Origin of the sequence: Amycolatopsis sp. NPDC051106, from assembly GCF_040682775.1 — a bacterium.
Lineage (GTDB): Bacteria > Actinomycetota > Actinomycetes > Mycobacteriales > Pseudonocardiaceae > Amycolatopsis.
The window spans coordinates 1-1,125 of sequence record NZ_JBFBBQ010000209.1; the positions used below are offsets into that span (position 1 = coordinate 1).

Annotated in this window: 1 protein-coding gene; it reads right to left on the reverse strand. The window is 70.0% G+C overall.

All coding sequences use genetic code 11. The features are described 5' to 3' along the window. Positions 1-923, reverse strand: a 923-nt coding sequence (locus AB0M83_RS48585) for an IS110 family transposase (protein ID WP_364529664.1), incomplete at its 3' end; no start/stop codon positions are given. Positions 924-1,125: the final 202 nt, after the last annotated feature.

Here is a 1,125-nt window from a genome sequence, read left to right on the forward strand (position 1 = left end):
CGTGCGCGGTAGTCGCGGGCGGGTTGGTGATGAGCGAGCTGACTGATCGCGACCCGGTGCACGCAGGTGTTGAGCTGCCGGTTGCCGCCGCGGTTGAGCCGGTACTGCGCCCGGTTGCCGGACCACACCGGAATCGGGGCGGTGCCCGCGTGCATGGCAAAGGCCGAGGCTGAACGGAACCGGGCGATCCCGGCGGTCTCCCCGACGATCTTCGCCGCGGTCACCACACTGATCCCGACGATCGCCAGCAACGACGGCGCCAGCGCGGTGACCTGCCGGGACAGCTGCTGTTCCAGCCGGGCGATCTGAGCACCGAAAGCGGTGATCTCGGCGGTCAGGTCCAGGGCCAGGTCGCGGCGGACACCAGCGGGCAGAGCGGTCAGCGCGGCGGTGAGCCGGCTCAGGCGGCGGGGCCCGGTCAGTGAGGCTTTGCCCGGGTCGAGGGCGGGGTCGAGGTCGTGCAAATGCCAGCGCAGCTGGTTGATCGCCGCGGTCCGGCGGCCCACGAGGTGTTCACGGCGGTCGGACAACAGCCGCAGCTCGAGGGCGGGCTGGTCGAGGTGGGCGGTGGGCAGGTCGGGTTCGCGCAGGGCGGCGCGGGCGATGGCCAGGGCGTCGATCGGGTCGGATTTGCCGCGGGTGCGGGCCGAGGCGCGGGTTTTGGCCATCAGTTTCGGTGGGACCCACACGACGGTGGCGCCATGCCCGATCAGGGTGCGGACCAGGCGCCCGGCGATGCCGCGGCCGTCTTCGACCGCCCACCGTGGCTGGGGGTGGCAGGTTGCGGCCCAGGTGTGTAGCCGCAGGAGCCCGTCGGGGGTGGCGGGCACGGTGTGCTGGGCGAGTTTGCGGCCGGCCTCATCGACCGCGACGGCGGTGTGACTGGACTTGTGCGGATCGATTCCGATGACCACCATGGACATCGTGCGTGTCCCTTCCCTTGTGACCGGAGACATGTGCGTCGTTCCGGGCTGGGCTGGTCGGACACGCCTCAGTTGAGGTTGATGGCGTTTGCCCACGCTTCTATCAAGTCAGGCCAGCCTGGCCCGGGCCTTGACCACGCGGGACAGTTCATTCACAAGCCGTTACCGGCAACCTCATTCTGAGTCACCGCGTGCTCAAGAC